This window comes from Bacillus sp. BR3(2024) (assembly GCF_039134555.1).
Classification (GTDB): Bacteria; Bacillota; Bacilli; order Bacillales; family Bacillaceae_G; genus Bacillus_A; species Bacillus_A cereus.
Genome location: NZ_CP152433.1, coordinates 2,904,751 through 2,928,105, shown reverse-complemented (window position 1 = coordinate 2,928,105; position 23,355 = coordinate 2,904,751). Strand labels below are relative to the sequence as shown.

Here is a 23,355-nt window from a genome sequence, read left to right as displayed (position 1 = left end):
TTGTATTTTAGATAAATAAAGAAATCGTCCACTAAATATAGTGGACGATTTCTTTATGATTTTAATAGTTTTATCAACTTTCATCAATATTTTCTGAAATATTGATGAATCAGAATGTATGTTCATCTAAAACAAAGGATTTTTTCAAAAATATTACAAATTCAGACAATACATTGATAATTTTCTGAATTTTCAGTAATATATAAACGTTGTATCGTATTTAATATTGGGGAGGAATAGGGATGAAGAAAAAGCCTTTTAAAGTGCTGTCTACGCTTGCGGCGGCAACTGTGCTTAGTTGCACATTTGGGTATGGGGGTCAATCTGTTTATGCGGCAACGCCGTCTAATGGAGGAACTTTAAGTCCGATTGATGAAAATTTAATTCAAGAGGAGCGTTTAGCAGATGCGCTCAAGAAACGCGGTGTAATTAATGAATCTACGTCGAAAGAAGACACATTAAAAGCTGTTGAAAAATACGTAGAGAAGAAAAAAGGAGAAAATGCGGGAAAAGAACCAGCGGCGGGGGATAGTGTTACGAGAGAAGCGGCTGACTTTTTGAAAAAAGTTAAAGATGCAAAAGCAGATGAGAAAGAAAAAGCAGATCAACCTGCTAGTGGTCCAGTAGCGGGACAAGAGCCGGTTAAAGGGGGATTAAACGGCCAAGTACCAACTACTTCAGCGAAGCAAAAACAATATAACGGCGATGTTCGTAAAGATAAAGTTCTCGTATTGCTAGTAGAGTTTGCGGACTTTAAGCATAACAATATTGATCAAGTACCAGGTTATATGTATTCAAATGATTTTAATCCAGAACATTATCAAAAAATGTTATTTGGTAATGAGCCATTTACACTCTTTGATGGTTCAAAAGTACCAACATTTAAACAATATTATGAAGAGCAATCTGGTGGTAGTTATACAGTAGATGGCACAGTAACAAAGTGGTTGACAGTTCCTGGTAATGCGGCAGATTATGGCGCAGATGCAGGAGATGGCGGTCATGATAATATGGGACCAAAAGGACCTCGTGATTTTGTAAAAGAGGCATTAAATGCGGCTGTAGAAAGTGGTATTGATTTATCTGAATTTGACGAATACGATCAATATGACAATAATGGTGATGGCAATAAAAATGAACCAGATGGTCTGATTGATCACTTAATGGTCATTCACGCTGGAGTTGGGCAAGATGGGGGCGGTGGTAGACTAGGTGATGATGCAATTTGGTCACATCGTTGGCACCTTGGAACACCATATCCAATTGAAGGAACAAAAGCAAAAGTTGATAACTGGGGCGGTAAGATGGCAGCATACGACTACACAATTGAGCCAGAAGACGGAGCGGTTGGTGTATTCGCACATGAATTTGGTCATGATTTAGGTCTTCCAGATGAGTATGATACGAAGTACACAGGAGCAGGTGAGCCAATTAACTCCTGGTCTGTTATGAGTGGCGGTAGCTGGGCTGGTAAAATTGCAGGAACAACGCCACCGAGTTTCTCTCCGCAAAACAAAGAGTTCTTTCAAAAGAACATGGGTGGAAACTGGGCCAATATTGTAGAGGTTGACTATAATAAATTAAATCGTGGTATTGGCTATGCGACGTATTTAGATCAAAGTGTAACGAAATCAAATCGTCCTGGTCTGATTCGTGTTAACTTACCAGATAAAGAGGTAAAAGGTATTCAGCCTGCATTCGGTAAGAAGTACTACTATAGTACAAAAGGTGATAACCTTCATACAACATTAGAAACGCCAGTGTTTGATTTAACAAATGCAACAAATGCGAGGTTTGATTATAAATCAATGTATGAAATTGAAACGGATTATGACTTCCTTGAAGTACATGCAGTGAAAGAAGATGGTACGAAAACGTTAGTGGATCGAATTGGTGAAAAAAATGTGAAAAATGGTCTAGACACAACAGATGGTAAATGGGTAGATAAGTCTTATGACTTAAGCAAATTCAAAGGTCAAAAAGTAAAATTAGTATTCGAATACATTACAGATGGTGGTTTAGCGCCGACCGGTTTTACTTTTGATAATGCTACATTAACTGTAGATGGAAATGTTGTGTTCTCTGATGATGCAGAAGGCGAAACGAAATTTAAATTAAATGGTTTTGTTGTAGCAGACGGTTTTGATAAGAAGAAGCATAACTACTATTTAGAGTGGAGAAACTATGCTGGTGCTGATCAAGCGTTAAAATATAGCAGTGGTGTACCATATAATACAGGTCTGCTAGTATGGTATGCAGACTCTAGCTTTACAGATAATTGGGTTGGTTTACATCCAGGTGAAGGTTTCTTAGGAGTTGTTGACTCTCACCCAGAGGCAATTGTTGGAACACTAAACGGCAAACCAACTGTTAAAAATAGTACACGATTCCAAATCGCAGATGCTGCGTTCTCCCTTAACCAAACGCCAGCATGGAAAGTCGTATCTCCAACACGCGGAACATATGATTACAAAGGATTACCAGGTGTAACGAAGTTTGATGACTCTAAATTGTATATAAATGATTTAATCCCAGATGCAGGACGTAAATTACCAAAATTCGGATTGAAATTTGAAGTAGTTGGACAAGCAGATGATAATTCTGCAGGTGCAGTTCGTTTATATCGTTAATAATGTAGAAGCTGTTGAAGGGGAAGTCCTTTCAACAGCTTTTTTACAGAAACATAAATTTCAAGTTATTAATAAAATAATAGAAATTACTAAGCAAGCTGACTTATTTCTTTAAACCAGCTGCATAAAAAGGTCCATGAACTGCAATAGTTGATAAAAAGCGAGCAATCTCCTCAGGTGTTTCTTTTTGTCCATTATTTAACCATTGTTGGATGACACCTATATGTGCAGATGCCATATAAGAAGTTAAATATTCGCTTGGAACAAGTAAATTCTTCTTATTAATGAGAGGACCATTCGTATCTTCAAATAATGTTTTCCACATAAAGTCTTTCAGTTTTGTTTGGAAAGATAAATCTCCTTTCGGACTTAGTACAGCTCTCATAAAATCACTATTTTCATTTAGAAATTCAAGAATAGAAGTGATAAGTATAAATGGCATTGTTGGAGAAGGATTTGATCCAAGGTCAGCAATAACTTCCGGGAATTTCTGTTTAGCAATGCTAGAAAACTCGTACATAATGTCTTCTTGGCATTTTGTCATTAAATCAAATTTATCTTGATAGTGCGCATAGAAAGTACCGCGATTAATGTTTGCTTTCGTTGTAATATCTTTCACTGTAATGGCGTCAAAACCTTTTTCTTCAATTAGCTCCACCAATGCATTTCGTATGGCAGTTTTCGTACGAACAACACGCAAATCTAAATTATTATCGCGCAAAGCATATCCCTCCTTAATTTTACTCAACACATTTGGAAAATGTGTCTTATAACCAACACATTCACGATTTTTGATTATTGTATAAGGTTCAACTCGAACATATAATTCAAAATATAAATAAACAACACGTTGTTGGTTATTATAGATCAAATTAAGGGAGGAGAAAAGAAAATGTTTAAAAATAAACTTTTATTTTTATCACCAGTTATTGCACTACTTGTTGTTTTTATTTTTTCATTAACGCTATTTCCAACTGTTCAACCGCAGCCGAAAAACTTGCCAATTGCAATTGTAAATGAGGATCAAGGTGTAGAAATTCCAAATCAACCGAAAATGAATATGGGGCAAACGATCGTTGATAACATGAAAAAAACAGCGAAATCAGAGGAAGAACCCGCAGTGAAGTGGGTAGAAGTAAAAAATAAAGAAGCCGTTCAAAAGGGATTAAACAATAAAGAGTATTACGCGGCATTAGTCATCCCGAAAGAATTTAGCGCAAAACAAGCGTCGTTACGAACACTACAGCCATCTTCACCTGAGATAGAAATATATATTAATCAAGGAATGAATACGGCTGCATCAACTATGGCAGGGCAAATATTACAGGCGATTGTTGATAATATGAACAATACTGTTCGTACACAAATATTAGAAGGGTTGAAAGCAAAAGGAGCTACTGTAACAACAAATCAAGCTGAGAAATTAGTAACACCTATTGTAAAGAACGTGAAAAATGTGAATGAGGTCGGCAAAAATAGTGCGAACGGTAACTCACCAATATCATTATTCCAGCCGTTATGGATTGCAAGTTTAGCTAGTGCAGCGATTATTTTTATTGCGATTAGTAAAATGCCAGTAAGCTCAAGAAAAGAAAACTTTCTGTTAAAAGTAAAACAAATCGTAACAGGAGCTATTGCGACACTTGTAATTGGGTTTGGTCTTACATGGATTGCAGATGGGATGGTAGGGTTAAATATTTCGAACTTCACGGATACAGCTCTATTCTTATCCATTACTTCTTTTAGTTTCTTCTTAATGATATCTGCAGTACTATCATTAGTTGGGCTAAAAGGAATCGGTTTATTCGCTTTATTACTATTCTTCGGGGCACCGTTATTATCATTAGCACCTGAGATGTTGTCTCCGTTTTATCAAGACTGGGTTTACTCATGGTTACCAATGAAATTTATGATTGAAGGCCTAAGAGAAATCTTCTTCTTTGGAAAAGGGTTAAGCTGGAATACACCTGTTACTGTACTCGTTTGGATTGGTATAGTAAGTATGGTTACTATATTAGCAACTGCACTCAAACGTAGTGTAGTAAAAGGGCATAAAACAGAATTGAACGCTTAAAAACAAGCCGTTTCACTAATTAGTGAAACGGCTTGTTTGTGATTTTTTCTCAATGTAAATGCCTGATTGTTGAAAAGTGTAGTGTTTAAAATTAAGGCGAAATCTTTAAAGATCGCGTACGTTCCAAACAATCTCACCACGTTCATCATCCCACGTACTGTGATGCCGCTTAAATCCTATCTTTTCTAGTACCCGGAGGGAAGCGATATTCCAAGCACCTACAGTCGACCAAAGTCTTTGGCGCCCAGTAGCAATCGCCGCGTCCAGTACAACAGATGCGGCCTCAGTCGCATAACCTTTACCATGAGCGCTGCGGAACAACTCGTATGCAATCTCCGGCTCTTCAAGTGTGGAACGACCGATAATTAAGCCACAGTACCCAATGAAATCGCCTTCGTCTCTCCTTCGAATAGTGAGAAGGGAAATACCATTTTCGTCTGCCTTCTTGCGCATCTCAATAAGCCGGTTACGAACGGAATCAACGGCTGGAATGTCCACGCCACGTTCGCCAATTAATTTGCTCAGCCAAACGGAATCGGATTCCTCCCACATACTAAGCTCAAGTCTTTCGGTTTTCAGCTGGAAGGCCATAGTTTTAAATAAAGATGGCATAGTGGTACCTCCTAGTTATATGACTGGATTCATAATAGCTTCGCATCTCAACACCACATCTGGTTGGAAACCTGATTCATTCGCGAATTTATAGCAACAGCGTACAAAAAAATAGTGATATTTTATCCGCTATTTGCCGTGTAGTAAAATCCCCACTGATTATAGTTTCACTTTATGAATAAGCAATTCCTTTACAAAATAGACCCTTTTCTCAAACTTTTCTTTCAATCTAAAGCCGTCCCGTTATATACACAGGCTCCTACTATTTCTAAATGCATAAAATGTTAAGCGAAAGTATGGAGGGATATGATGTATAATTCGAATTATTATGATTGGTATAGGCAGAATGATAAGTTAATTAGTGATATTGAAAAAGCTATAAATGGAGAGTATAGCGCTATAAGCTGCTATGCAAAATTAGCGAATATGGCTCCAAATCAAGTAGAACAAAAACAAATTCTTGAAATTCGTAATGATGAAATAAAGCATTTCCACAACTTTGTACAAATTTATACGAACTTAACTGGTAGGCAGCCAAAACCACAAATTACTGAAGACTGCCCAAATACGTATTTACAAGGATTAGAGTTCGCTATACAAGATGAACAAAAAACAGTAGATTTTTATTTGGAAATTTCAGATGAGACATCGGATGTACATTTGAAAGAGTTGTTACGGAGAATAGCTGCGGATGAACAAAATCATGCAGTATGGTTTTTATATTACTTTGTAAAGTCGAAGTGAGCATTAAGAATGAACGAATGATGTGGTGCATATATTAAAAAATATTTTAAAACGTAGTCCAACAATTGAATGAAATATTTAAATGTAAGCAGAAGGAAACCGTTTCGCTAGTCGTGGAGCGGTTTTTTTATGATGTACTTATGTATCGACAAAATATAGTAATTACATTTCATATATAATGTATAGAACAAAAATAAATAAGCTAGGAGCAGACATATGAAAAGAGGGATTACAGTAGATATTCTAGATGGATATGATAATTTACTTTGGAAAGTATTAAAGCCAATTGATATTACTGTATTTGATTGGCGAGTGAGGGATGAGGAGTCCTACTTAATAGCACGTGGTGAATTGGATGAGGCATTATTTCCAGAAGAACCAAGTGTAGTGGAAGGGTTAGCGTTGAAAAAGTTAGTTAAAGACAACATATATTATCTTATTTTTGCAGATTTAAAAGCATATCCTAAAGGAGAAATAGCGATAGATATTGAAACATACGAAGAGTTTAAGGAAAGCAAGTGTGAGGTAGTTGTATTAGCGGTGGATGCTCAATACATACAAATTTATGCGAAAGATCAAAAATCGATTGAATTAATGTATGAAAACGCAGTGAATCAAGGATTTTATGTAGAATATATTACAGATGAAAATGATGGAAGGACTCGTTTGTCAGTATGGTAGCAATTTGAAAGGGGAAAGGCAATATGGAGAGAAATATAAGTAAAGAATATGCAATTCGAATTGCTACTGAAAATGAAAGTGATAGTATTATCCTTTTATTAAAAGAGGTAGCACAATGGCTACAATATAAAGAAGTGGATCAGTGGCAGTATCTTTTAGGAGAGGAAGCTACGGCTGAAATACTAGAATGTATAAGAGAGAAATATACATATGTTGTTCTGAAAGAAGCTGAAATAGTTGGTACGGTTACAGTTTCTCCTAAACAAAATGAATGGGATGAACATATTTTTGGTAAAGAGGAAATTTCTAATTCATTATATATTCATAGATTTGCGGTGAAACGGAAGTATAAGGGATATGGAATAGGAGAATGGATTTTACGGTGGGTAGAAGAGAATGTGCAATGTGATAAAGAGTATTTGAAGTTAGATTGCGTGGGGCATAATCGTACGTTGAATGATTTTTATAAGAAAAATAGTTTTGAATATGTTGGAAGTACGGATGGGCTTAGTAAGTTTCAAAAGAAAAGGAGAGTGTGAATGCATCCAATTAACATAAGTTTAGTTGAAAAGTTAATACAGGAACAGTTTCCTAAATGGGCCCATTTAGAAGTGAAACCTGTAAAGTTTAGTGGGCATGATAATAGGACGTTTCACTTAGGGGATGAGATGAGTGTAAGATTGCCAAGTGATGTGGCATATGCACCGCAAGTAGAGAAAGAAAATAGTTGGCTTCCTATATTAAATAAGGGGCTTTCTTTACCGATTTCTACCCCACTTGCGAAAGGAAATCCGTCTGAAGCGTATCCATTGCCTTGGTCTATTAATAAGTGGATAGAGGGAGAAACAGTTACGAAACAAAACGTTCGGGATTTAAATGAATTTGCGGCGGACTTAGGATCTTTTTTAGTAGAATTGCAATCTATTAATGCGAGTAACGGACCTTTAGCTGGAACACATAATTTTTACAGGGGCGGACTTATATCTGTATATGATGAAGAGGCGAGAGTTGCTATTGAAAATAATAAGGATGTTTTTGACGAGGCATTATTAAAACACCTTTGGAATGTAGCACTTAGTTCAACATGGGATCGTAAGCCAGTTTGGGTTCATGGAGATGTAGCGCCAGGGAATTTACTCGTTAAAGATGGAAAGCTTTGTGCTGTAATTGATTTTGGTATTTTAGGTGTAGGAGATCCTGCTTGTGATGCAGCGATGGCGTGGACGTTTTTTGATGCAAATAGTAGAAATGTATTTAAAGAAGTATTACGCATGGATGAAGAGACGTGGAATAGAGCGAGAGGATGGGCACTTTGGAAGGCGATAATTACATATGATGCGAATTGGGATAGTAATGAAAAAGTAGCAGAAGAATCGTATCGTATCATTCAAGTGCTTGTGGATGATTATGAGAGGTAATAGAAAAGCCTATTTTAAAATAGGCTTTTTCATATGATTAAATAGTAGAAATGGAAAGAAGGAATACAACATTATTATACAGAATATTTAGATAATAGGAGGTGTCGAATTTTGAGTGAAATTGAATTAAAGAGTAATGTAATTAAGACAGGGCGAGAGAAGGGGATTATTCTTCGGTTTATACTTGCTAGTCTCGTTGGGGTGTTTATGTTTTTCGTTCCTGTTACGATAAATGGTGCATCGTCTATTATGATTGATCATATCGTATCGTGGATTAGGGCTTCGGTTCCTGGCGTAGTACCTTATTATGCATTATTTGTTATGGCGATTGGTGCGATTTATCCATTTTATACGAAGAAATGGAATGCATCTATCGTAGACATTTGTTTTTCTATTTTAAAAGTAGTTGGCGTTGTTTTTGGCATATTATATTGTTTAAAAGTAGGACCAGCTTGGTTCTTTGCGCCAGATGTTGGACCGTTTTTATATGAGAAGCTAGTCATATCAGTAAGTTTGCTCGTTCCAATTGGCTCGGCGTTTTTAGCGTTATTAGTCGGATATGGATTGCTTGAATTTATCGGTACATTTTGTCGTCCGATTATGAGGCCATTATGGAATACGCCGGGGAGATCGGCAATCGATGCAGTTGCGTCCTTCGTTGGAAGTTATTCGCTTGCTCTCCTTATTACGAATCGCGTGTATAAAGAAGGAAAGTATACGACAAAAGAAGCGGCGATTATCGCTACAGGATTTTCTACAGTATCCGCTACATTTATGATCATCATCGCAAAAACATTAGATATTATGCATTTATGGAATGTTTATTTTTGGACTACACTTGTTGTAACATTCATCGTGACTGCTATCACCGTAAGAATCCCGCCCCTTAGTAGAAAACCAGATACATATGTAACAGAAGAAGGGTTCCCAGAGCCTGTTTATAAAGAGAAAATGTTAGAACGTGCTTGGGAAGATGCGTTAGAAGTATCAAAGTCTGCACCGAGCATTATGAAAAATATTGCAATGAATTTAAAAGACGGATTTATTATGACAATGGGAATTTTACCATCCATTATGTCAGTAGGATTAATTGGTATCGTCTTAGCGAAGTTCACGCCAACATTTGATTGGATTAGTTATATTTTCTATCCGTTTACATGGCTATTACAATTACCAGAAGCAGACTTAGCTGCTAAAGCCGCATCAGTTGGCATTGCAGAAATGTTTTTACCGTCATTATTAGTAGTAAGTGCACCACTCGTGACAAAGTTTGTTATTGCAGTTGTTTCCGTATCATCTATTTTGTTTTTCTCCGCTTCCATTCCTTGTATATTATCAACAGATATTCCGTTAAAAGTATCTGAACTCATTATTTTATATGTGCAGAGAACGATTTTAACGTTGCTTATTATTACGCCGATTGCTTATTTGTTGCTTTGAAGTTTTAATAAGATAAAGTTAAACAAAAGAAGCCGTCTGTAAAAAGAGGGTTTCTTTTGTTTAAAAGCGGGATATTCTTATTTATTTTTCGTATATGACGTAACGCTTCTTAAGAAGATTCCTAGTCCCGCAAAAAAGAATCCTAAGCATAATAAGCTGCCTGGCGTTCCCCAAGTAATTTGATCTAGCATTTTTTATCCCCTCCCGTTTATCATTATATAGAATTTATTGGAAATTATCAAAAAATTCTTTTTTTAATGATTACTGATGAGTCTTCCTACCTTATACGAGAAGAATATATTTGAAAAGAATTCGTTTCTTTATATTTTTTTATTCTTATAATGCGTTTTTGATTCTTATGATATAGTAACAACAAAGGGGGCTTAAAAATGGAAATTATTCACGAAAGAGCAAAGTTGCGGTTAATGGATAATACTGATGTCGAAACTTTGTTTTCGATTGTAGAAGGAAATCGGGATATTTGGGCGTATTTAATCTCTAAAATGGATAGTGTGCAAGATATGCAACAATACGTTCAAAAAGCGATAAAGGGTTACGGAAGAGGTACTCAAATACCTTTCATAGTCGTAGATCAACAGTCGAATAAGATTGTAGGAAGTACACGTTTATATAATATTTCAGTAGAAGATAAGACAGTTGAGTTAGGGCAAACGTGGTATCATCCGAGTGTGCAACGTACGAGTATAAATACAGAGTGTAAGTATATGCTTCTTCAGTATGCTTTTGAAAAATTGCATATGCTGAGAGTGCAAATTAAGACGGATGCAAGAAATGAAAAAGCACAACGAGCAATTGAAAGGTTAGGCGCAGTAAAAGAGGGTGTGCTTCGAAATGAAAGAAAATTACCGAATGGTTATGTGAGAGATGCGGTGGTGTACAGTATTATCTCGAGTGAATGGCCAAGCGTAAAAGAAAAATTGTTAGAAAAATTAGAGTTGTATAAAGAAAAGTTATAATTCGTGTTTTGAAAGGTATATTGTTCGTGAGATATGAAAAATATACCTTTTTTCTTACAAAATGCTACTTTATTTTAATTCCTTTTGTTTCATCGTTCCCTTCTGAGAAAAAATTCGTTACAATGTAGTTGTATGGTAATAAACTTATGAATTTAAAAAATGTAATGAAAACCGCAAATGAAAATGAATTGATAATCCTCAATTTTAAATGAAAACCCTTTTATACATAAATAACAAGTAAAGTTCCTTCTTTTAAATAAACTCAAACAAAACGATTTGATATAAATGTTTTTTATAGAAGTATGGATGATGTACGGAGGCAATTACAAATGAAAGAAAATAAGAAGAGTAAGAAAAGACGAATCTTTCAAGTATTTTTACTAATGATTTGTTCTGCTATTTTATATGTAAGTTATGCAGCTTACGATATTTGGAGTTATCGTTTTAAAGCAAATGATGACGTGAAAACGGATGCTGGTATCGTACTAGGAGCAGCTTCATGGAACGGAAAACCATCTCCTGTATTTAAAGAAAGAATTAATCATGCGATTTCTTTATATAAGAACGGAAATATTAAAAAGATTATTTTTACAGGTGGTACAAAGTTCGAGGCAGAACTCGAGGAAGCACGTACTGCAAGAGTATATGCAATGAAACAAGGTGTAAAAGAGGAAGATATTTTAATTGAAACTAAATCCCTTTTCACTGAAGAAAATTTAAAAAATGCGAAGCAAGTTGGAATAGAGAACGGCATACAAACATACACGATTGTAAGTGATCCACTTCATATGAAACGGGCAATGAGAATCGCAAAACATATTAATATTGAAGCGTATGCTTCACCAACGCCGACATCAGCATATAAAACGTTAGATACAGAAATACCATTCTTCTTTAAAGAATTATTCTCGTATATTGGATATGTAACCTCTTTGCCATTAAAAGCATTGAAGGGGGACTAATATAAGAAAAGGATCTATCCTTAAATAGGAACTTTTCTTATTAGTCAAAAACATTGTATTTTTATCGGAATAGTGAAACAATAGAGAGGTAGCTTCATATAATCATAATGACAAAATGAACGGTTTATGAATCGAGCATAAAGTGAAACTTTAATCAGTGGGTGGGTTTCTCACTGATTATTAGTTGAACCAATCGGGCGTTTACGGGCAGTTGATCTCCCATCTAACTTCCTTTGCTTCACCTGAATTTTTAGGTGGGAGTTTTACTGCTCGCAAATAGCGGGATAAAGGAGATTATAGTATGGCACTCTCATTTGTTGAAACAGAAGAACAGTCTTTAATTATTGAGAAAATAAATAAATTGATTCCGAAGTTCATGGAAAGGGAGCATCAGCTAAGTGAATTAGGATCATTTCCGTATGAAAATATAAATGATTTGAAAGATATCGGATATACGAAATTAACGTTACCGAAGGAATTTGGTGGTAGTGCCATTTCTTTATATGACTTCGTTTTATTTCAAGAGAAAATCGCGGAAGGCTGTGGAGCTACTGCATTATCGATTGGCTGGCATCTTGGCATTGTGAAGGAGCTAGCGGAAAATCGCTCTTGGAATGATGAGATGTTCAAATGGTTTTGCGAAGAAGTACGTAATGGTGCGCTCTTTAACAGGGCAGCAACAGAACCGAAAACAGGGAGTCCGACGCGTGGCGGCAAACCAGAAACAATAGCGGCTCAACAAGGCGAGAAGTGGGTTATAAATGGAAGAAAAACTTTTACAACGATGGCGCCAGTACTTGATTATTTTATTATTTCAGCAAGTATGGAAGGCCGTGAAGAAGTTGGTGAGTTTGTTATTCCAAGAAATACACTCGGTGTATCTATTGAAGAAACGTGGGATAGCGTTGCAATGCGAGGGACTGCTAGCCACGACCTTGTCTTACAAAATGTAGAGATAGACAACCGCTTTTTTACGGATGTAAAAGGCGGGAAAGTGAAACAAAAGGGTATTGGCTGGTTGCTACATATACCAGCATGTTATTTAGGAATTGCACAATCAGCAAGAAATTATGCAGTTCAATTTGCGGAATCATACAAGCCAAATAGTTTAAATCATTCTATTAGTTTATTGCCGAATGTTAGAAAATTAGTTGGAGAGTTAGAACTTGAGCTTATGCAAGCTCGTGTCTTTTTATATCAAATTGCGAAAAAGTACGATGAGGCAGAAGATAAACTATCACTGCAAGCAGAATTAGCAGCTGTGAAATATGCTGTAACAAATGCGGCGATATCTATAGTGGATAAATCGATGCGCATCGTAGGAGCAAAAAGTTTATCAGAAAAAAATCCGCTCCATCGTTACTATTTAAACGTCAGAGCAGGATTACACAATCCACCGATGGATGATGCAACATTGTCTATGCTGGCGGATGCGGCGTTTCGGTCGTGATTTTTGAAGTTTACATTTTATTGTTTATGGATATTATAGTTGTTTTGAAAGCACGGGTTTGATTAGTAATCAAACCCGTGCTTTTTATGTGTATGAAGTACTTAATGGAGATGTAGGTTTTTAATATAAATGATTATCATGGTGTTGTGATTGTTTCTTGTTGAAAAATTCTTATTGTAATGCCAGTTTGGAGGCTGTATAAACATTTTTCGTATTTAATCCCAAATTAAAGGTCTTTCCAAGTTAACCATTCGCAAATATTGTAAAAATTGACCCGCATGGACCGCATCATGATAGGCAATTCGTAATAGCATATCACCTAAATATCGTTGATAGCCAACATCACTTCTATCAATAAGTCTTGAATCTAGCTCGGCTATGCTTATTGATTGAACATATTCTATGAAGTCAGTAAAGTGTGATTGTGCCAATTCAATTTCTTTTTTTACACAAGTAATTGGCTCGTCATCATACGGGGTACGTATGTCGTTTATTGAACCGTTGTTTTTTATAATCATATGATAGTAAAAAGTTGAGCTCCATACGTGACGAATCATTTCACCAAAGGACATAGCCTCAGAATCAGGCTTCCAATTAAGAAAATTATCGGGAAGAGAATTCCATAATTTTTCTGAGCGCCTTCTCGTTTCTTTTAAATTTAATATACTAAGATCAATTGCATTCATAATACATTCTCCTTTACTATTAAACTTAAAATAATTGTATCAATTTAATAGTTAGGGTATCATCGAAATATGAATGTATATCCGAATATCTCATATATAGCTAAACTAATTGCTGAACCTACAAGAGCAATCATCTTAGATTGTCTAATGAATAATCAGGCACTACCTGCTAGTGAATTGGCTTATATGGCAAAAGTGTCACATCCAACAATTAGTTCGCATCTTTCTAAATTAGTAGAAGGGAATTTACTTACAGTTGAACAACATGGTAGACATCGTTACTATCGACTTGCTAATCAAGAAGTTGCAGAAGTGCTTGAAAAGTTAGGGACAATTGCACCAACAGTTCAAGTTCGCTCTTTAAAACAATCAAGCCAACTAAAACAAATTCGTTATGCTCGAACTTGTTATGATCATCTTGCAGGCAAACTCGGTGTAGAGATAACTGAAAAATTACTAGATAGGCAATTTATAATTTTAGAGGATGGAGAATACATTGTAACGGAACAAGGTAAGAAATGGTTTCTGAATTTTGGAATAAATGTTGATGAGGCAGATACAAAAAGGAGGGTATTTGCAAAACCTTGCCTTGATTGGAGTGAACGGCGTTACCATATTTCTGGTTGGTTAGGGTCTGCAATTGCAAAACTGCTTTTTGAACAGGGATGGATTACGAAAACGGATAAGAACCGAGCTGTCCATCTTACAAAGAAAGGTGTAAAGTTATTGGAAGATCAATTAGGCATTGATATGAAAACTGAGGAAAGAAAAGCTTGAAATTAGAAAAATCCGTCAAAATGAAGGGCTTTTTTCATTATGGTAGGAGTGTACATGAATAATAGGATGTTACCAATAATCGTTGCCAATAAAAAATCTTTCTTTTCATTCTTCTTTTTTAAGTTTTAAAGGAGAAAGCTAGGCTTCTTATTTTTACTAATGTTATAATAAGAAAAAAGCACGAAAAGAGGTCATCTCATGCTAGAGGTTATTGCAACATGTTTAGAAGATGTAAAACGAATTGAAAGTGCTGGCGGGAAGCGGATTGAATTAATTTCATCTTATACAGAAGGTGGTTTAACACCGAGTTATGCTTTTATAAAAAAAGCGGTAGAAGTGGTAAGTATACCAATTCATGTTATGATTCGTCCGCATGCGAAGTCTTTTACATATACGGAAGAAGAAATTGAAATGATGAAAGAAGATATTATAGTTGCACAGAAGTTAGGAGCAGCTGGGGTAGTATTAGGCGTATTAAACGAACGAAATGAAGTGGATGAAGAGAAATTAGCGGATTTACTATCTGTTGTAGATGGAATAAATGTAACGTACCACCGTGCGATAGATGATATAAAAAATCCAGTAGAAGCGATGAGCACTTTAAAGAAGTTTCATAAAGTGACTCACGTTTTAACTTCAGGTGGACAAGGAAATATAGTAGAGAATATTCCGGTGCTTACAGAAATGCAAAAGGTAAGTGAGGGTCAAATTCAGCTTGTAGCTGGAGCTGGCGTGACGAAAGAAAATATAAAGCGATTGCTAGATGAAACTGGAATCACGCAGGCGCATGTCGGTACAGCGGTAAGAGAAGGAAAATCATGTTTTTCTGAAATAGATCCTAATTTAGTACAAGAATTAGTTGAAATAATAAAATAAGTGCTTAAGAAAGAGGAGAAACGATGAAGGAAAATACGAAGAAAGAATTATTCTCTTGGGCTAAAACGATAGGTTTTACCCTTGTATTAATTGCTATTATTCGCGGTGTTTTATTTACACCTTCTTTAGTACAAGGTGAATCAATGATGCCCACTTTAAAAAATAACGAAAGAGTTCTCGTGAATAAGATTGGTTATAGTATAAGTGGATTAGATCGCTTTGATATTATCGTCTTCCACGGGAAAGAAGGATACGATTTAGTAAAACGAGTAATTGGTTTGCCAGGCGATACAGTTGAGTATAAAAATGATGTTTTATATGTAAACGGAAAAGCGATGGAAGAACCATATTTAAAACAGTTTAAAGAAAAAGCAGTAGGCCGTGTATTAACTCCAGACTTTACGTTAGAACAAATCACTGGGAAAACGAAAGTGCCAGAAGGCCAAGTATTTGTTTTAGGGGATAATCGTGAAGTTTCTAAGGATGGTCGCATGTTTGGCTTTATTTCAGAAGATGAAATTGTCGGAAAAGGACAAGCTGTTTTCTGGCCGTTGGAACAAGTAAGAGCGTTATAAAGTGTGGTGAAGTATGGGAGAGATATTCTTCCATACTTTTTTATTTGCTTAAAATCTATTGATTGAATTGAAAGAATATTTTATAATTTTAAATTATATGTTTGTTTCGAAAAACGGAATTTAAGTTCCGTAATTCGGAACGAAAGGGAGATAGAATGAGTATAAATAAAACGGCAGTTAAGACAATGGATATTTTGGAGTTGTTTTATGAGCATGAAGAGCTAAGTTTAACAGAGATGGTTCAGCTTACAAATATGCCGAAAACATCTGTTTATCGTTTAATTGGCTCGTTGGAAGAGATGGAGTTTTTACAAAAAAACGAAAAGGGGAAATATCGTTTAGGGGTCGTATTTTTACGGTTCGGTCAACTTGTTTCACAACGATTATCAGTAAGAAATATAGCAATTCCTTATATGAAAGAACTTAGAGATAGTTTAGGACAGGCAGTTAATTTAATAATTCAGGATGGAAATGACGCAATTTATGTTGAAAAAATGGAAGGTGTTCAGCCGGTACGCGTGTATACGGCGGTTGGAAGAAGAGCACCGCTTTATGCTGGCGCATGTCCAAGAATTTTACTATCGTATTTCTCTGAGGAAGAGAAACGGAGATACATAGAGGAAGTGGATTTAAAACAGTTTGCAGATGGAACAATCGTGGATAAGAAACAATTGTTAGAAGTGTTGCAAATGGCAAAAAAGGAAGGCTACACCATTAGTTATTCTGAGTTAGAAAATCATACAGCCGCGATAGCAGCACCCATTTTCGCGAGCGATGGAACGGTTGTAGCAGGCATTAGTATTTCGGGATTAGCAATTGAGTACAACGAAAGTAACATTTCATATTTTATTGCGAAGGTGAAAGAAACAGCGCATCGCATTTCGAAAGAACTCGGCTTTTTGGCATAGAAAGAGGGAGTAGGATGAAATTTTCTGCGTTAGGGGATCAAGCAATTATTGTTACATTTGGTGAAGAAATTAAGAGGGATATATATGAGAAAGTACAGCGGTTATTTCAAGCACTGCAGCAACATCCGTTTGCAGGAATGATAGAGTGCGTTCCGTCGTTTACTTCATTAGCTGTTTACTACAATGTATACGAAGTATGGAAGGGAAATGAGAGAAGTGAAAGGTCACATGATTACGTTCGCCAGTATATAAAGGAGCTGTGTGATTCTTATAAAGAAGAAGTAAAACAGGATGTGAAACATATTTCTATACCAGTGTGCTACGGGGGAGAATATGGACCTGATTTAGAAGAAGTCGCGCATTATCACGGTTTACAAGTAGAAGATGTGATTCGAATACATAGTGAAACTACATATTTTGTATATATGCTAGGTTTTACACCAGGGTTCCCGTATTTAGGAGGACTTTCAAAAGAATTAGAAACACCTAGAAAAGAAACACCACGGTTACAAATCTCTCCTGGTTCAGTAGGTATTGGCGGAAATCAAACAGGTATATATCCGCTTGAAACACCAGGAGGATGGAATATTATCGGCCGAACTCCTATTTCATTATTTAATCCGGAAGAAGAAATACCGACATATATTCAAAGTGGTATGTATTTACGATTTATTCCAATAACGAAGGAAGAGTACGTATCGCTTGAGGGGGCTAAAAAATGGATGTAGAGGTTTTGCATGCGGGAATGTTTACAACAGTCCAAGATTTAGGGCGATCTCATTATCAACAATACGGTGTGCCAGTTGGCGGGGTGATGGATCAAAGTGCACTTCGGATGATCAATATGTTAGTTGGTAATGAAGAGAATGAAGCGGGACTCGAAATGACGATTATGGGACCTAAATTGTTAATAAAGAAAACGACTTTACTTGCGATTGGCGGAGCAGATATGGAACCGTTATTGAATGGAGAACGTATCCCGTTATGGCGTCCCATTTTAGCGGAAGAAGGTAGTATGCTTTGTTTTGGAAAAGTGAAAAGTGGTTGCAGAGCGTATGTAACTTTTGCGGGTGGTATACATATTGAGCGTACAATGGGAAGCAAAAGTACGTACATACGTGCTGCGATTGGTGGTATAGAAGGAAGAATGCTGAAAAAGGGTGACTACTTCCAAATTGGTGCACAACCAGAAATGGCGAGTCGTTTCATTCTAGACTTACAAAAAGATGCGAGAATAAAAACGAAATGGGCAATTAGCAACAGCGTACTACCAAAGTATAAGAAACATCCAAAGCTTCGTGTCATAACTGACTTTGAATACGATCAATTTACAGAAGAAAGTAGAAAGGCATTTTTTACGAAAGAGTATAAGGTATCTAATTATGCTGACCGTATGGGCTATAGGGTTGAGGGAGAGGTTTTAAATAGGAATGAAGAAAAAGAGATTTTATCGAGTCCTGTTACATTAGGAACCATTCAAGTTCCTAATGGTGGACAGCCGATTATATTAATGGCAGATAGGCAAACGACAGGTGGCTATCCGAGAATGGGAAATATCATTTCAGTAGATTTACCTCTTCTTGCCCAGCTAAAGCCGGGGGACTATGTTTCTTTTGAGAAAATTACGCTTGAAGAAGCGGAACAATTGTACATAGAACAAGAAGTAAATATGAATTTATTAAAGAAATTCATCGCTTTACGAAGCTGAAATTAGGAGGAATACATTATGACTACAATCGATTTAAACTGTGATTTAGGAGAAAGTTTTGGCGCTTATAAAATGGGGAATGATGATGAGATTCTTCCGTTCGTTTCCTCTATAAACGTTGCTTGCGGTTTTCATGCGGGTGATCCGTCTATTATGCGTCAAACTGTTGAAAAAGCTTTGGAGCATAACGTAGCAATAGGGGCGCATCCTGGATTTCCTGATTTAATTGGATTTGGTAGAAGAAACATGAATGTTTCAGCAAGTGAAGTATACGATTATGTTCTATATCAAACAGGCGCATTAGACGCATTTGTGAAAGCGGCAGGCGGGAAAATGCAGCATGTAAAGCCGCACGGTGCCTTATATAATATGGCGGCGTCTAATCCGGAAATTGCAGATGCAATTGCAAAGGCAATTTATCATATAAATCCAAGTCTATTACTTTATGGATTAGCAAATAGCGAGGCGTTTATACAGGCTGCAGAAAAATACAAAGTAACTCTTGTACAAGAGGCTTTTGCGGATCGTACATATAAGCAAGATGGTACATTAACGAGCCGTACAGAAGAAAATGCGCTTATAAAAGATGAAGACGAAGCGATAAAGCAAGTACTTCAAATGGTGAAAGAAGGCCATGTAAATGCGGTCAATGGAGAGAAAGTAGCAGTTCAGGCGCAAACAATTTGTTTACACGGTGATGGGGAAAAAGCAGTGCAATTTGCAAAAAGAATATACAGAACATTCAAACTTAATGATATTTCTATTTGTGCACCGAAATAAAAAATAGGGGGAAGTGCTGGGATGATTAAATTAATCGGAATACTACTTGTTGCAGTGGGCTTTTTATTTAGATTAAATACACTTTTAGTAGTTATGGTTGCAGGTATTGTTACTGGTATGGTTTCAGGATTAAGTTTTTATGATGTGATCAGCATGTTCGGTAGATTTTTCATAGAAAATAGATATATGTCTATGCCAATTATATTAACTTTACCGGTAATCGGAATTTTAGAGCGTTACGGTTTAAAAGAAAGAGCAGAAGCACTTATAACGAAATCAAAAGGAGCAACAACTGGAAGAGTATTAATGTCATATTTTACGATAAGAGAATCATCAGCAGCACTAGGGCTTAATATTGGTGGGCATGCGCAAACAGTAAGGCCGCTCGTTGCACCGATGGCAGAAGGGGCCGCGCAAGGTAAATACGGTAAACTTCCTGAAAAATTAAGAGAAAAGATTAAAGCAAACGCAGCAGCTGCTGAAAATACAGCTTGGTTTTTCGGAGAAGATATTTTCATCGCAACTGGAGCTATTTTATTAATGAAAGGATTCTTCGATTCAGTAGGTATGCATGTCGGAGTATGGGATATGGCACTTTGGGGCATTCCGACAGCAATATCTGCACTTATTGTAAGCTGGATTAGATTTAGAAGGTTTGATAAATATATAGAGAAAACAATGAAGGCAGAAGGAAAAGAAGAGAAGGAGGCAATTTAATATGAACATCATCACAATGGATACAATCTATTATGTATTAGGGATAATCGTTGCTTTTATCGCTGTTCGTATCGCATTCGATCGTGAACATCCAAACAGATTCGGTTCTAGTTTATTTTGGGCATTGTTTGCAGTTACATTTTTATTTGGAAATGTAATTCCTTCGTTTTACGTTGGCTGTATCGTGCTCGCTATGGTCGTTTTAGCCTCGCTAAATAAAGTAACAAAATCAGAGGAAAAAGAAGTTCCAGTACAAGAACGTGTGAAACATGCTGAGAAATTAAAAAATAAAATTTTTATGCCTGCACTATTAATTCCTATTTTTACAATTATCGGTACGTTGACCTTAGGGAAAATTAAATGGGGAAATGTCTCTCTTGTTGATCCAGATAAAGTAACATTAGTTGCACTAGCGCTTGGTGCATTACTCGCATTTGTTGCGGCGATGCGTATTACAAAATCAAAAATAACAACACCTGTACAAGAAGGAAGCAGATTATTACAAGCTGTTGGCTGGGCTGTAATTTTACCACAAATGTTAGCAGCACTTGGCGGTATATTCGCGAAGTCTGGCGTTGGACAAGTTGTTTCAGACTTAGTCGGACAAGTGCTACCGACAGAGTATCCGTTCGTTGCCGTTATGGCGTACTGTTTAGGCATGATGCTATTTACAGTCGTAATGGGAAATGCATTCGCAGCGTTTGCTGTTATTACTGGCGGAATTGGCTTACCTTTAATAGTTCAAATGCACGGCGGAAACCCAGCAATTATGGCAGCGCTCGGTATGTTTGCTGGATATTGCGGAACGCTGCTTACACCAATGGCAGCAAACTTTAATATCGTACCTGCGATGCTTTTAGAGCTAAAGGATAAAAATGCGGTTATTAAAGCGCAAGTACCAATTGCTCTTTCAATTTTTATCATAAATATGTTTATTATGTACGGCCTAGTATATCGTTTCTAATTAGGAGGATAAAACTATGAAAACAGTATTATTAACAGGGTTTGATCCGTTCGGCGGAGAAAATATCAATCCAGCTTGGGAAGTAGCAAAAGGTTTGCATGAAAAAACAATTGGAGAATACAAGATAATAAGCAAACAAGTACCAACTGTATTTCATAAATCAATAAGCGTATTAAAAGAGTATATAGAAGAACTAGCGCCGGAAATTATTATATGCATTGGACAAGCTGGGGGCAGACCAGATATTACGATAGAACGTATCGCAATTAATATTGATGATGCAAGAATCGCTGACAATGAAGGGAATCAGCCGGTAGATGTACCGGTTGTAGAAGAAGGAGCGATTGCGTATTGGTCTACACTTCCGATGAAAGCAATCGTAAAAAAACTTCGCGAAGAGGGTATACCGTCATCTGTTTCACAGACGGCAGGCACATTCGTTTGTAATCACTTATTCTATGGACTTATGCATGAACTAGAGAAACATGATAAGAAAATAAAAGGCGGATTCATTCATATTCCGTTTTTACCAGAACAAGCGAGTAATTATCCAGGGCAACCGAGTATGTCACTTTCTACTATTCGTAAGGGGATACAATTGGCAATCGAAGTAACGACGACAGTTAAGGTAGATATTGTAGAGGTTGGGGGCGCAACGCATTAAGTAAAATGAATTGTACAACACCTCCTGTAAACAACTGGTATAATAAGAATAGGAAAATACATAGAGGTGATTTTTGTGCAACAATTTGAAGAAGTACGTTCAATTTTAGAAAAAGCGAAGAAAATTACAGTATTAACAGGCGCTGGTGCAAGTACGGAAAGTGGTATTCCAGATTTTCGTTCAGCAAATGGATTGTATGCTGATGCGAATGTGGAGATGTACTTATCAAGAGGGTACTATAACCGAAGTCCGAAAGAATTTTGGAAGCATTATAAAGAAATCTTTCAAATTAATACGTTCCATCAATATAAACCAAATCGTGGCCATCGCTTTTTAGCTGAGCTAGAAGAACAAGGGAAAGATATTACGATTTTAACGCAAAATATTGACGGTTTACATCAATTAGGTGGCAGTAAGCATGTCATTGATTTACATGGAACACTTCAAACAGCACATTGTCCAAAATGTAAATCAGGCTATGATTTACAGTATATGATTGATCATGAAGTACCGCGTTGTGAGAAGTGTAATTTCATTTTAAATCCAGACGTTGTTTTATACGGAGATACACTGCCGCAATATCAAAATGCTATCAAACGTTTATATGAAACAGATGTGCTTATCGTTATGGGAACATCACTAAAAGTACAGCCTGTCGCTTCATTCCCGCAAATTGCAAAGAGGGAAGTAGGAGCAACAACTATTTTAGTAAATGAAGAGTTAACAGGACAGGAATATAACTTTGATTTTGTTTTTCAAAATAAGATTGGTGAGTTTGTTGAAGGGTTATCTTCAATGAAATAAGTTATCGAAAAAACTGAGGTATCTGCCTCAGTTTTTTATTTGAGTAATCACTGTTTTAAGCCATATGAAAACATTTTGATAATGTAGTAACAACATCTCTATAATTTATAAAAAATTGTTTCGTAGGTAAAATAGCAGAGTAAGAAGTAATATTATCTTTAGCGAATACACAATCGTCATAAAGTAAGCTAATATGTAGCTGTTGTAAAGGATTTATTTCGTTTTGCTTTAAGTATAGAACTAAGTCATTATAAAGTTGTTCACTATAATTACTTACGGAATATTCTATTGAAAGCTGACCTGCTATGCTAGTCCACCATACTTTAAAACTATATATTAATTCTTTAAATGATTCCTCATCACATAAATTAGCGTCAAAAAGCTTCTTATAAAATATATGATTCTCCTCGTGAAAAATTTGTAAATCATATCTGTCGTTAGCAGTTTGTTTACGAAGAGTCAGCCATAATTCTTTGAAATTTGTTTTAAAGTCAGTGGAGAAATGTAATGTTTTTGTTATGTAAGGAAAACGAAAATTTTCTTTTTTTCCTTTTTGATTGAGATAAATATTTTGAATGTAGATCATAAAGTTTAAACAATGTGGTGTATGAGTATGTATGGTAAACGAATCTGTCATTTCCGTTCTCTCCTTAAGAAATGTCTTTTATGAATTTATTTCTTTAGTATACAAAGAAATGTAAACTAATGGTATAAAAATCAATTTGCCGCATTTTTCTTTTAGAATAATATTCATGTTATTGTGCATTAAGGGAATGGTAATAAATAGGATGTAAAAACAAAAAACTGAAAATTAAATCTTTTATTTCTTTTATAATTAATATAAAATTCTATATATATCATATAAATAAATTTGATACATAATGATTTTGCGTAGAAATGTTAATAGA

General features: G+C 36.0%; 25 protein-coding genes. 21 read left to right on the top strand and 4 right to left on the bottom strand.

What is annotated here, in order from left to right; all coding sequences use genetic code 11:
- Positions 1 to 242: 242 nt before the first annotated feature.
- Positions 243 to 2,630 (top strand): immune inhibitor A domain-containing protein, encoded by a 2,388-nt coding sequence (locus tag V7S45_RS15180; RefSeq protein ID WP_000728996.1) that lies wholly within the window; start codon positions 243 to 245, stop codon positions 2,628 to 2,630.
- A gap of 103 nt (positions 2,631 to 2,733) precedes the next feature.
- Here V7S45_RS15180 and V7S45_RS15175 read toward each other — a convergent pair whose 3' ends face one another.
- A complete protein-coding gene (locus V7S45_RS15175; RefSeq protein ID WP_001205507.1) occupies positions 2,734 to 3,351 on the bottom strand; it encodes a TetR/AcrR family transcriptional regulator in 618 nt (205 codons plus the stop codon).
- Positions 3,352 to 3,522: 171 nt separating this feature from the next.
- Here V7S45_RS15175 and V7S45_RS15170 point away from each other — a divergent pair, with 171 nt between their 5' ends.
- Positions 3,523 to 4,704, top strand: coding sequence for a DUF3533 domain-containing protein (locus V7S45_RS15170; RefSeq protein ID WP_025687029.1), 1,182 nt, complete (start codon positions 3,523 to 3,525; stop codon positions 4,702 to 4,704).
- 105 nt (positions 4,705 to 4,809) lie between these two features.
- Here V7S45_RS15170 and V7S45_RS15165 read toward each other — a convergent pair whose 3' ends face one another.
- Positions 4,810 to 5,316 carry a GNAT family N-acetyltransferase gene (locus V7S45_RS15165; protein WP_001139523.1) on the bottom strand — a complete coding sequence of 169 codons (507 nt, stop codon included), beginning with the start codon at positions 5,314 to 5,316 and terminating at the stop codon, positions 4,810 to 4,812.
- A gap of 309 nt (positions 5,317 to 5,625) precedes the next feature.
- Between V7S45_RS15165 and V7S45_RS15160 the strand changes: the two genes are divergently transcribed.
- The 8 genes from V7S45_RS15160 to V7S45_RS15125 all read left to right on the top strand — a co-directional run bounded on the left by V7S45_RS15160 (position 5,626) and on the right by V7S45_RS15125 (position 12,988).
- On the top strand, positions 5,626 to 6,060 hold the full coding sequence (locus tag V7S45_RS15160; RefSeq protein ID WP_000282831.1) for a ferritin-like domain-containing protein: 435 nt from the start codon (positions 5,626 to 5,628) through the stop codon (positions 6,058 to 6,060).
- A 216-nt stretch (positions 6,061 to 6,276) separates the two neighbouring features.
- Positions 6,277 to 6,741, top strand: coding sequence for a DUF2691 family protein (locus V7S45_RS15155; protein WP_000820201.1), 465 nt, complete (start codon positions 6,277 to 6,279; stop codon positions 6,739 to 6,741).
- A 23-nt stretch (positions 6,742 to 6,764) separates the two neighbouring features.
- Complete coding sequence (locus V7S45_RS15150; protein ID WP_000440748.1) at positions 6,765 to 7,280, top strand: GNAT family N-acetyltransferase; 516 nt, start codon at positions 6,765 to 6,767, stop codon at positions 7,278 to 7,280.
- Positions 7,281 to 8,159 carry an aminoglycoside phosphotransferase family protein gene (locus tag V7S45_RS15145; protein WP_000553362.1) on the top strand — a complete coding sequence of 293 codons (879 nt, stop codon included), beginning with the start codon at positions 7,281 to 7,283 and terminating at the stop codon, positions 8,157 to 8,159. It abuts the gene before it with no gap.
- A gap of 111 nt (positions 8,160 to 8,270) precedes the next feature.
- Positions 8,271 to 9,599: a YjiH family protein gene (locus tag V7S45_RS15140; RefSeq protein WP_001289418.1), complete on the top strand. Its 1,329-nt coding sequence runs from the start codon at positions 8,271 to 8,273 to the stop codon at positions 9,597 to 9,599.
- Positions 9,600 to 9,988: 389 nt separating this feature from the next.
- Positions 9,989 to 10,576 carry a GNAT family protein gene (locus tag V7S45_RS15135; protein ID WP_000402586.1) on the top strand — a complete coding sequence of 196 codons (588 nt, stop codon included), beginning with the start codon at positions 9,989 to 9,991 and terminating at the stop codon, positions 10,574 to 10,576.
- Between the two features lie 329 nt (positions 10,577 to 10,905).
- On the top strand, positions 10,906 to 11,538 hold the full coding sequence (locus tag V7S45_RS15130; protein WP_000662215.1) for a YdcF family protein: 633 nt from the start codon (positions 10,906 to 10,908) through the stop codon (positions 11,536 to 11,538).
- Between the two features lie 301 nt (positions 11,539 to 11,839).
- Complete coding sequence (locus tag V7S45_RS15125) at positions 11,840 to 12,988, top strand: acyl-CoA dehydrogenase family protein (RefSeq protein ID WP_001218360.1); 1,149 nt, start codon at positions 11,840 to 11,842, stop codon at positions 12,986 to 12,988.
- Positions 12,989 to 13,203: 215 nt separating this feature from the next.
- On the opposite strand, the gene V7S45_RS15120 is transcribed toward V7S45_RS15125, so the two are convergent.
- Positions 13,204 to 13,674: a DinB family protein gene (locus V7S45_RS15120; protein ID WP_000991275.1), complete on the bottom strand. Its 471-nt coding sequence runs from the start codon at positions 13,672 to 13,674 to the stop codon at positions 13,204 to 13,206.
- 69 nt (positions 13,675 to 13,743) lie between these two features.
- Between V7S45_RS15120 and V7S45_RS15115 the strand changes: the two genes are divergently transcribed.
- From V7S45_RS15115 to V7S45_RS15065, 11 genes are all read left to right on the top strand, one after another.
- Positions 13,744 to 14,451 (top strand): helix-turn-helix transcriptional regulator, encoded by a 708-nt coding sequence (locus V7S45_RS15115; protein ID WP_001103807.1) that lies wholly within the window; start codon positions 13,744 to 13,746, stop codon positions 14,449 to 14,451.
- Between the two features lie 198 nt (positions 14,452 to 14,649).
- Positions 14,650 to 15,327 (top strand): copper homeostasis protein CutC, encoded by a 678-nt coding sequence (locus V7S45_RS15110; RefSeq protein WP_000895121.1) that lies wholly within the window; start codon positions 14,650 to 14,652, stop codon positions 15,325 to 15,327.
- 23 nt (positions 15,328 to 15,350) lie between these two features.
- On the top strand, positions 15,351 to 15,902 hold the full coding sequence (gene lepB / locus V7S45_RS15105) for a signal peptidase I (RefSeq protein ID WP_000662501.1): 552 nt from the start codon (positions 15,351 to 15,353) through the stop codon (positions 15,900 to 15,902).
- 155 nt (positions 15,903 to 16,057) lie between these two features.
- Entirely contained in the window at positions 16,058 to 16,810 is a 753-nt protein-coding gene (locus V7S45_RS15100; protein WP_000026367.1) for an IclR family transcriptional regulator, read from the top strand.
- 14 nt (positions 16,811 to 16,824) lie between these two features.
- On the top strand, positions 16,825 to 17,538 hold the full coding sequence (pxpB, locus tag V7S45_RS15095; RefSeq protein WP_000672280.1) for a 5-oxoprolinase subunit PxpB: 714 nt from the start codon (positions 16,825 to 16,827) through the stop codon (positions 17,536 to 17,538).
- Entirely contained in the window at positions 17,529 to 18,518 is a 990-nt protein-coding gene (locus tag V7S45_RS15090) for a biotin-dependent carboxyltransferase family protein (RefSeq protein WP_000382247.1), read from the top strand. The genes pxpB and V7S45_RS15090 overlap by 10 nt, the downstream gene beginning before the upstream one ends.
- An 18-nt stretch (positions 18,519 to 18,536) precedes the next feature.
- The gene (gene pxpA, locus V7S45_RS15085; RefSeq protein WP_000207317.1) at positions 18,537 to 19,298 is read left to right on the top strand and encodes a 5-oxoprolinase subunit PxpA; all 762 of its coding nucleotides are present in this window, start codon (positions 18,537 to 18,539) and stop codon (positions 19,296 to 19,298) included.
- Positions 19,299 to 19,319: 21 nt separating this feature from the next.
- Complete coding sequence (locus tag V7S45_RS15080) at positions 19,320 to 20,015, top strand: DUF969 domain-containing protein (protein ID WP_000593400.1); 696 nt, start codon at positions 19,320 to 19,322, stop codon at positions 20,013 to 20,015.
- Between the two features lies 1 nt (position 20,016).
- Positions 20,017 to 20,979: a DUF979 domain-containing protein gene (locus tag V7S45_RS15075; protein WP_001021658.1), complete on the top strand. Its 963-nt coding sequence runs from the start codon at positions 20,017 to 20,019 to the stop codon at positions 20,977 to 20,979.
- Positions 20,980 to 20,995: 16 nt separating this feature from the next.
- On the top strand, positions 20,996 to 21,643 hold the full coding sequence (pcp, locus tag V7S45_RS15070; protein ID WP_025687031.1) for a pyroglutamyl-peptidase I: 648 nt from the start codon (positions 20,996 to 20,998) through the stop codon (positions 21,641 to 21,643).
- A 75-nt stretch (positions 21,644 to 21,718) separates the two neighbouring features.
- Positions 21,719 to 22,447 carry an NAD-dependent protein deacylase gene (locus V7S45_RS15065; protein WP_001183803.1) on the top strand — a complete coding sequence of 243 codons (729 nt, stop codon included), beginning with the start codon at positions 21,719 to 21,721 and terminating at the stop codon, positions 22,445 to 22,447.
- A gap of 55 nt (positions 22,448 to 22,502) precedes the next feature.
- On the opposite strand, the gene V7S45_RS15060 is transcribed toward V7S45_RS15065, so the two are convergent.
- A complete protein-coding gene (locus tag V7S45_RS15060; protein ID WP_000132271.1) occupies positions 22,503 to 23,084 on the bottom strand; it encodes a hypothetical protein in 582 nt (193 codons plus the stop codon).
- Positions 23,085 to 23,355 lie beyond the last annotated feature (271 nt).

Bases quoted from the DNA above. Each gene is read 5' to 3' on its own strand.
- V7S45_RS15080 (WP_000593400.1), top strand. From the start codon at position 19,320: ATGATTAAATTAATCGGAATACTACTTGTTGCAGTGGGCTTTTTATTT.
- V7S45_RS15145 (WP_000553362.1), top strand. From the start codon at position 7,281: ATGCATCCAATTAACATAAGTTTAGTTGAAAAGTTAATACAGGAACAG.
- V7S45_RS15100 (WP_000026367.1), top strand. From the start codon at position 16,058: ATGAGTATAAATAAAACGGCAGTTAAGACAATGGATATTTTGGAGTTG.
- pxpA (WP_000207317.1), top strand. From the start codon at position 18,537: ATGACTACAATCGATTTAAACTGTGATTTAGGAGAAAGTTTTGGCGCT.
- pcp (WP_025687031.1), top strand. From the start codon at position 20,996: ATGAAAACAGTATTATTAACAGGGTTTGATCCGTTCGGCGGAGAAAAT.
- V7S45_RS15120 (WP_000991275.1), bottom strand. From the start codon at position 13,674: ATGAATGCAATTGATCTTAGTATATTAAATTTAAAAGAAACGAGAAGG.
- V7S45_RS15090 (WP_000382247.1), top strand. From the start codon at position 17,529: ATGGATGTAGAGGTTTTGCATGCGGGAATGTTTACAACAGTCCAAGAT.
- V7S45_RS15115 (WP_001103807.1), top strand. From the start codon at position 13,744: ATGAATGTATATCCGAATATCTCATATATAGCTAAACTAATTGCTGAA.
- lepB (WP_000662501.1), top strand. From the start codon at position 15,351: ATGAAGGAAAATACGAAGAAAGAATTATTCTCTTGGGCTAAAACGATA.
- V7S45_RS15155 (WP_000820201.1), top strand. From the start codon at position 6,277: ATGAAAAGAGGGATTACAGTAGATATTCTAGATGGATATGATAATTTA.
- V7S45_RS15130 (WP_000662215.1), top strand. From the start codon at position 10,906: ATGAAAGAAAATAAGAAGAGTAAGAAAAGACGAATCTTTCAAGTATTT.
- V7S45_RS15135 (WP_000402586.1), top strand. From the start codon at position 9,989: ATGGAAATTATTCACGAAAGAGCAAAGTTGCGGTTAATGGATAATACT.
- V7S45_RS15150 (WP_000440748.1), top strand. From the start codon at position 6,765: ATGGAGAGAAATATAAGTAAAGAATATGCAATTCGAATTGCTACTGAA.
- V7S45_RS15170 (WP_025687029.1), top strand. From the start codon at position 3,523: ATGTTTAAAAATAAACTTTTATTTTTATCACCAGTTATTGCACTACTT.
- V7S45_RS15165 (WP_001139523.1), bottom strand. From the start codon at position 5,316: ATGCCATCTTTATTTAAAACTATGGCCTTCCAGCTGAAAACCGAAAGA.
- pxpB (WP_000672280.1), top strand. From the start codon at position 16,825: ATGAAATTTTCTGCGTTAGGGGATCAAGCAATTATTGTTACATTTGGT.
- V7S45_RS15060 (WP_000132271.1), bottom strand. From the start codon at position 23,084: ATGACAGATTCGTTTACCATACATACTCATACACCACATTGTTTAAAC.
- V7S45_RS15110 (WP_000895121.1), top strand. From the start codon at position 14,650: ATGCTAGAGGTTATTGCAACATGTTTAGAAGATGTAAAACGAATTGAA.
- V7S45_RS15075 (WP_001021658.1), top strand. From the start codon at position 20,017: ATGAACATCATCACAATGGATACAATCTATTATGTATTAGGGATAATC.
- V7S45_RS15125 (WP_001218360.1), top strand. From the start codon at position 11,840: ATGGCACTCTCATTTGTTGAAACAGAAGAACAGTCTTTAATTATTGAG.
- V7S45_RS15160 (WP_000282831.1), top strand. From the start codon at position 5,626: ATGTATAATTCGAATTATTATGATTGGTATAGGCAGAATGATAAGTTA.
- V7S45_RS15180 (WP_000728996.1), top strand. From the start codon at position 243: ATGAAGAAAAAGCCTTTTAAAGTGCTGTCTACGCTTGCGGCGGCAACT.